The organism is Pantoea sp. PvP021, from assembly GCF_054056055.1.
This window is the reverse complement of the sequence record NZ_JBSRXX010000011.1, coordinates 159,359-166,263: the sequence shown is the minus strand read 5'-3', so window position 1 is coordinate 166,263 and position 6,905 is coordinate 159,359. Positions and strand designations below refer to the sequence as shown.

Below are 6,905 nucleotides of genomic sequence, written 5' to 3'. Positions count from 1 at the left end.
CAGCGGCCGCACCTGTCGCTGAAATACAAAACGCCTGATGCAGTGCATCAGGCGTTTTAACGGCATAATGTGTCAACTTATGCCAGGACTAGTCATGCGCGGCAGGCAAACTCAGTCGAGCTTCACGCCCAGCCGCTGTGCAACCGCTTCATAGGCTTCCACCACGCCGCCGAGGCTCTGGCGGAAACGGTCTTTATCCATTTTATCCAGCGTCTCTTTGTCCCACAGGCGCGCACCGTCTGGCGAAAACTCATCGCCCAGCGTCACTTCGCCGTTAAACAGACCAAACTCCAGTTTGAAGTCGACCAGAATCAGACCCGCATCGTCGAACAGTTTGCTCAGCACGTCGTTGGCTTTAAAGGTCAGCTCCTGCATCCGCGCCAGGTTCTGTTTGCTGACCCAGCCAAAGGTTTCGCAGTAGGATTCATTGACCATCGGGTCATGCTTTGCATCATCTTTCAGGAAAAGATCAAACAGCGGCGGATTGAGCACAATGCCCTCTTCCACGCCCAGACGTTTTACCAGCGAGCCTGCGGCGCGGTTACGTACCACGCACTCTACCGGCACCATCTCCAGCTTCTTCACCAGCGCTTCAGTATCTGACAGCAGCGCTTCCATCTGGGTCGGGATACCCGCTTCCTGCAATTTAGTCATGATAAAATGGTTAAACTTGTTGTTAACCATTCCCTTGCGATCAAATTGCTCGATTCGGGCGCCATCACCTGCTGACGTATCGTTGCGGAATTCGAGTATCAGCAGATCCGGGTTATCGGTGCTGTATACGGTTTTCGCTTTACCGCGATACAACTCAGCTCGCTTTTGCATCTTGTTCACTCCAGACTTGAAATAACGGGTGTTCAGCGGCCAGTGCCGCTGCGGCGATTGCCTTGACGCAATCGTTTACTTCGCCGCGCGCTATTATGCCAAAAACAAAATAAAAAGGCCGGAGAATCTCCGGCCTGGGGCAACTTTATTTGTTCAGCGCCGCCTGGAACACGGCCACCAGCGCATCGTTCTGCGACTGGGTCAGCACATGCCCTTTCGGGTCGATGAATTGCAGACTGGTGCGGTTGTCGAGATCGCCGACCTGCACTTTGTAATCACCGTTTGGTAATTCCGGATCTTTCGCACCGACTGAATCCCAGTCGCTGCTGCTCAGTGACTTGTAGGTCACCTTCATGCTGCCGGTTGAGCGGGTCGTGTCGGTCACTTCCATCCCGACGCGTTTCATTGCATCAGGCAGACGCTGCCATGCCACGTTGTATGGCGTACGCAGGATCAGCAGTGGCAGGCCGGTATCATCTGCACCGCTCTGCACATCAATGGCCCCATTCACCCGACCAGAGGCCGCGTTTTCACTCGCCGTATCAATCTTGTCCATACCGGTGCTGATGTCATTCAGCATCTGCGCGGTGTAACGCTGGATCTGCACAGGTGAGGTAATGGTTTTACCATCCTGCTGCAGCTCCAGCAGACGAACGGTTAACTGCTGCTGATAGCTCTGCGACTGCACGCTGATCTGGTAGCGACCACGATACTGCTGATCTTCATCAGCACGGTTCCACTGCACCCAGTCCGTCGTCAGCTGCTGGCCTGCGTCATTACGGGAAGCAATCGGGAATTTGTATGACTGCACCACGTTGACGACCTGCGACCAGACTGAGCCGCGGCTGTTATCAATCATCAGCGCGCCGGTATTGTTGCTGAACTGTGCGCGGGTGCCGTTCATCAGCGCCAGCGGCTGGGCTGGCGGACGGATGTCGAGCTGCTTGCCGGTGGGTGCCTGACTGGTCGTGCGCGGCACGTCGAAATCACCACGCTGCACCGGCAGGATCATTCCGGCAGGCGCTTTCAGTTCATTTAACTGACTGGCTTCAAGATAAGATTCGTCACCGCTGACCTGGCGCTTATAACGCTGATCGCTTGAACAGGCCGACAACAGCATCAGGGTAGAAAGCCCCACCACTGTGGCTACTGTTGACCGCTTTACTGAGTAATTCATTCAAACTCCCTAAATTATCGCAAACCCGCTTTCACCAGCGCCTGCTCCACTTTCGGCTGGCCGGCTGCAGTCAGTGGCGTCATTGGCAGACGCAGCGTGTCGTTAGCGATTAATCCTAGCTGTTTCGCAGCCCATTTCACCGGGATAGGATTGGGTTCACAGAAAAGCGTCTGGTGCAGATGCATCAGACGCTGATTCAGGCGGCGTGCCTCGACGAAATTGCCCTGCTGTGCGAGTTGACACAGTTCGACCATTTCGCGTGCAGCCACGTTGGCCGTCACCGAAATGACGCCTTTACCGCCCAGTTGCATAAAGTCCAGCGCAGTCGCGTCATCGCCACTCACCAGAATGAAATCTTCATTAACCAGCTCTTGGATCTGACTAACCCGCGATAAGTTCCCGGTTGCCTCTTTGATTCCGATAATATTTTTGATTTCGGCCAGGCGGGCAACGGTTTCCGGCAGCATGTCACAACCGGTACGCGAGGGAACGTTATACAGCATCTGTGGCAGGCTGGTGCTATTCGCAATCGCTTTAAAGTGCTGGAACAGCCCTTCCTGCGTCGGACGGTTGTAATATGGGGTCACGGTCAGGCAACCCACAACGCCGGAATTTTCAAAACGCTTAGTCAGAGAGATGCCTTCAGCGGTGGCGTTTGCCCCGGTTCCGGCAATCACCGGAATACGGCCATCGGCCAGCTCCAGGGTCAGCATCACCACATCACCATGTTCTTCATGGCTCAGGGTAGCAGATTCGCCTGTGGTGCCGACGGAAACGATCGCCGCGGTGCCGCTGGCGACGTGATAATCAATCAGTTTTTTCAGACTCGACCGGCAGACATTACCGCTGTCATCCATTGGCGTAACGAGTGCAACAATACTTCCCGTAAACATTGGCGATCCCCTCGACAAACAAGTGCTTCATGGTACGTTTTACACTTAGGGAAAAGCAAGCCAGCCACGCCATTCCCGCGCTTGTCAGCAGTTTTTTTTATGTTTACCTTATGGTTATTAGCGAAAGCAGAGGAAAAGCCATTTTGCCGCAATCTCAGCCCCATCATCTGGTGATCACCGCGCTCGGTGTTGACCGTCCGGGTATCGTCAACACCATTACCCGACACGTCAGCAGCTGCGGTTGCAATATTGAAGATAGCCGTCTTGCCATGCTTGGGGATGAGTTCACCTTTATCATGCTGCTGTCGGGCAGCTGGAACGCGATCACACTGATTGAATCGACCCTGCCACTGAAAGGGGCAGAACTCGAACTGCTGATCGTCATGAAGCGCACCAATGCCCGGCTCCGTCCGCCGATGCCCGATACCGCGTTCATTCAGGTTGAGGTGGCTGATTCGCCGCATATTATTGAACGCTTTACCGATCTTATCGATAAGCATCAGATGAATGTGGCCGAACTGGTTTCGCGCATTACGCCAGCGCAACACAATTTGCCCCCTACGCTCTATATTCAAATGACCGCTCACAGTCCGACGCGAACCAGTGGCACCCCGTTTGAGCAGGCGTTTAATACCCTGTGTCAGGAGCTGAATGCTCAGGGAACGCTGCGCCTTTACAGTGTGTCAGATGCCGACAGCAGCGAATCTGTCAGCGCGGTACGCTAAGCTTTGGTCAATTAACCGGAGTTATTTCTCCACATTACTGCCACTGAAAGGTGACCGGCTATGTGGTGAAATACCCCCTGATGGTAATTTTCCCTCTGGCCGTTTCTGACCGGATGGTGTATTACCCACAGCCTGAATAAGAAAATGGAGAGATGTAATGAATCCACTGAAAGCCGGAGATACTGCACCCGCATTTAGCCTGCCCGATCAGGACGGCGAACACGTGAATCTGACCGACTTCCAGGGACAGCGCGTTCTGGTGTACTTTTACCCGAAAGCGATGACACCAGGCTGCACCGTGCAGGCGTGCGGTCTGCGTGACAACATGGATGAGTTGAAAAAAGCGGGCGTGGAAGTGCTGGGCATCAGCACCGACAAACCGGAAAAACTGTCAAAGTTTGTCGAAAAAGAGCTGCTGAACTTTACCCTGCTCTCCGATGAAAACCATGAAGTCTGCCAGGCGTTTGGCGTCTGGGGTGAAAAAACGTTTATGGGGAAAACCTATGACGGCATTCATCGCATCAGCTTCCTGATAGATGCTGAGGGCAGGATCGAAAAAGTTTTTGATAACTTCAAGACCTCGAATCACCACGACATGGTGCTGGATTACGTCAAGTCAGCCTGATGTTGAGGGGCGCGGTAGCCTTAACGCCGCGCCCTGCTTAGCTGCCTCTTCCCCACCCATTTTTATCCTGCCGTTGCGAAACACTGTGAGTTAACGCGATTACGCGGCGGCCACGATAACGCAGTTGCGCCCGGCATTTTTCGCCTCATAGAGCGCCGCATCCGCCTGTTTTAAACTGCCTTCCAGCCCGACATCCTGCGAACCATTCCAGGCCGCGACGCCGATAGACAAGGTAATGCGTCCCACGTCGGTGAGCCAGGCTTCTGCAATACCCAGTCGCACGCGCTCGGCGATAATCTGCGCCTCATCCAGGGCCGTTCCCGGCAGCAGCATCAGAAACTCCTCTCCGCCGTTGCGGCACACCACATCAGACTGACGGGCGCTGGCACGCAGCGTGCTCGCCACCTGCTGAATAACCCGGTCGCCCACATCGTGGCCCCAGCTATCGTTGACGTTTTTAAAGTGATCGATATCCAGCGCCAGCACCGAGAAAGGCTGGCGTAGCGTGCGGTAGTACTCCAGTACCGCATTAAGACCACGCCGATTCAGCAACTGAGTCAGGGGGTCGGTCTGGGCTTCCGAACTCAGACGACCGATTTTGTCCTGCACCAGTCCGATGCCGGTGAGTAGCGCGCGCTTGACCTGCGCCGCCTCAAAATACCAGGCACTGATGCCGCCAATCTCTTTTGATACGCCCTGCGCATCCATCCGGCTGGCTTTGCGGGCCAGCTGGAATAGCGGTCGGGCAATCAGCCGTGCCAGCCCTAACGCAACCAGCAGGGTCAGCAGTGCGAACGGCACCGAGTTCTTCAGGACTTTCATTAACAGGCCTGAAAGCGGGTTCAGCGTGACGTTAATCGGCTTCAGCGCCACCACCGTCCAGCCGGTGGTCGGCACGACGGCATAGCCCGCCAGCTGCGTCGACTCACCTGCACCCGCAAGCATCAGCGAGCCATTGGTCTGCTCGTCACGCGGACTGACGATGGCGGGCAGAACTTTACCAATCAGCTGACGATTCTGGTGATACAACACCTCATTATTACTGTCGAGCACATAGACCGTGGTGCCATCGCGGTAGAATTGTTCACCCAGTAGCGCATTCAGAATGCTTTTTTTCTTCAGATAGATCGTGCCGCCGATGTAGCCCAGATAGTCGCCATCGGGACTCCAGATTGGCCAGGAGACAAACACCAGCAGATTATTGGCTGCAGAAAGGGTCGGTTTACTGATGATCGGCTGCCGCAGCGTCAGCGCTTCGCGGGAGGCGTCGCTGGTGACACGCATCCCTTTCAGCGTCAGGGATTCGGGCGAGATCGCTTTGATCGCGCCCTGCTCATCCACCACGGCCACCGAGTTGAAACTGGTAGTCTGCTCACGCAGACGATTGACTTCGCTATTCAGCAGTCCTTCATTATTAAAGTCACGGCTTAGCTGATTGGCGCTGTAGTGCAACTGTGACTGCGCCAGCTGAAAAAAGATTTCACTGGTTGAAGCCAGCTTGGCGGCATAGGCCCGGTTAGCCTCAAGCGTGGTGTCAATCAGCACCTGGCGCTGCACCCGCCAGGTGGCGTAGAGCGTATTCGCGAGCGTGATAACAATGCTGACAATCACCAGCAGGGCGATCAGATTGCGCAAGTCGGCCTTGGGCCGAAAGAGCTTTAACATGGCGTCGCCGCCCCGGAGAAGAGTGTCATGTCGTGAATGCCTGATTATTTTTTTAATGTGTGCCAGAAGCCCTGATAGCCGGGCTTAAGTCTACACTGTGTCGGCATTTTTGAGCAGCATTAAGACAAATATCACCCCGCTTAATACAGATTTAGCTGGCACTAATCGATTAACCCCTGACTATCGTAAAATGGCCAGGGTCCCGAAAAGTGGCCAATCGCGCACTGATGCGTGACCATTCCCTGCATTGGCTGCCAGCAATGGAGCAAAAAGCCGGGCGGCTCCAGAATAAAGTGAGCCGGCCCCTCCGGATGCAGATCCAGAGCCACCTGATGCGACACGCCGGGTGCGACACAGGCCAGGGTTCCGGCAAAGCGGGTCTGCAGGCTGCGATGCAGATGACCACAAAGCACCCGCTCAACCTGCGGATGGCGGACAATGATCGCCTCAAGTGCCTCAGGATGGCGTAACCGTTGCCGATCCATATGCGCAATGCCACAGGCAAAAGGGGGATGATGCAGCATCACCAGCGTGGGCTGATCCGCGGCCTCGCGCAGTGCCTGATCCAGCCATTGCAACTGCTGCTCATCCACCTCCCCCCACGGCTGTTGCGGTACGCTGGAGTCCAGGGCCAGCAGCCTGACGCCGCCCACACTAAGCTGCCAGTTCAGGGTTGGTCCCGCCTGCAGGTAGGTGTGATCCGGGAAGGCAGCACGCAGTGCCTCGCGATCGTCGTGATTGCCCGCCATCAGATAAAAGGGCAACTGGAGGCGCTGCAGGGCTTCGCGCAGCGTCTGATACTCTTCCGGCCTGCCAAAATCGACCAGGTCGCCGGTAATCACCACCACATCGGGGCGCGGCTGCAGCGCGTTAAGGGTATCGATAACCTGCAGTAAAGCGGCATGGGTATCGACCTGTTTATAAGAGAGACGACCAAAGGCCTTGATATGCAGATCGCTGATTTGCGCGATGACTGTGGGTTGAACAGACACAAC

General features: G+C 55.4%; 7 protein-coding genes. 2 read left to right on the top strand and 5 right to left on the bottom strand.

The window, feature by feature from the left end:
* Positions 1 to 111: 111 nt before the first annotated feature.
* From purC to dapA, 3 genes are all read right to left on the bottom strand, one after another.
* Entirely contained in the window at positions 112 to 825 is a 714-nt protein-coding gene (purC, locus tag ACVKSX_RS21655) for a phosphoribosylaminoimidazolesuccinocarboxamide synthase (protein WP_013358686.1), read from the bottom strand.
* 145 nt (positions 826 to 970) lie between these two features.
* The gene (bamC, locus tag ACVKSX_RS21650; RefSeq protein ID WP_010260005.1) at positions 971 to 2,002 is read right to left on the bottom strand and encodes an outer membrane protein assembly factor BamC; all 1,032 of its coding nucleotides are present in this window, start codon (positions 2,000 to 2,002) and stop codon (positions 971 to 973) included.
* Between the two features lie 14 nt (positions 2,003 to 2,016).
* Positions 2,017 to 2,895 carry a 4-hydroxy-tetrahydrodipicolinate synthase gene (gene dapA / locus ACVKSX_RS21645; protein WP_010260008.1) on the bottom strand — a complete coding sequence of 293 codons (879 nt, stop codon included), beginning with the start codon at positions 2,893 to 2,895 and terminating at the stop codon, positions 2,017 to 2,019.
* A gap of 143 nt (positions 2,896 to 3,038) precedes the next feature.
* Here dapA and ACVKSX_RS21640 point away from each other — a divergent pair, with 143 nt between their 5' ends.
* Together ACVKSX_RS21640 and bcp are read left to right on the top strand one after the other, a co-directional pair.
* Positions 3,039 to 3,620, top strand: a complete 582-nt coding sequence (locus tag ACVKSX_RS21640; RefSeq protein ID WP_010260011.1) for a glycine cleavage system transcriptional repressor — start codon at positions 3,039 to 3,041, stop codon at positions 3,618 to 3,620.
* A gap of 157 nt (positions 3,621 to 3,777) precedes the next feature.
* On the top strand, positions 3,778 to 4,245 hold the full coding sequence (bcp, locus tag ACVKSX_RS21635; protein ID WP_010260016.1) for a thioredoxin-dependent thiol peroxidase: 468 nt from the start codon (positions 3,778 to 3,780) through the stop codon (positions 4,243 to 4,245).
* A 99-nt stretch (positions 4,246 to 4,344) separates the two neighbouring features.
* Here bcp and ACVKSX_RS21630 read toward each other — a convergent pair whose 3' ends face one another.
* A complete protein-coding gene (locus ACVKSX_RS21630) occupies positions 4,345 to 5,910 on the bottom strand; it encodes a sensor domain-containing diguanylate cyclase (protein ID WP_010260020.1) in 1,566 nt (521 codons plus the stop codon).
* Between the two features lie 161 nt (positions 5,911 to 6,071).
* Positions 6,072 to 6,902 (bottom strand): phosphodiesterase, encoded by an 831-nt coding sequence (locus ACVKSX_RS21625; RefSeq protein WP_010260023.1) that lies wholly within the window; start codon positions 6,900 to 6,902, stop codon positions 6,072 to 6,074.
* Positions 6,903 to 6,905 lie beyond the last annotated feature (3 nt).

What these genes read in the sequence shown, in the direction of transcription:
- dapA (WP_010260008.1), bottom strand. Translation starts at nt 2,895, where the DNA reads ATGTTTACGGGAAGTATTGTTGCACTCGTTACGCCAATGGATGACAGC.
- purC (WP_013358686.1), bottom strand. Translation starts at nt 825, where the DNA reads ATGCAAAAGCGAGCTGAGTTGTATCGCGGTAAAGCGAAAACCGTATAC.
- ACVKSX_RS21630 (WP_010260020.1), bottom strand. Translation starts at nt 5,910, where the DNA reads ATGTTAAAGCTCTTTCGGCCCAAGGCCGACTTGCGCAATCTGATCGCC.
- bamC (WP_010260005.1), bottom strand. Translation starts at nt 2,002, where the DNA reads ATGAATTACTCAGTAAAGCGGTCAACAGTAGCCACAGTGGTGGGGCTT.
- bcp (WP_010260016.1), top strand. Translation starts at nt 3,778, where the DNA reads ATGAATCCACTGAAAGCCGGAGATACTGCACCCGCATTTAGCCTGCCC.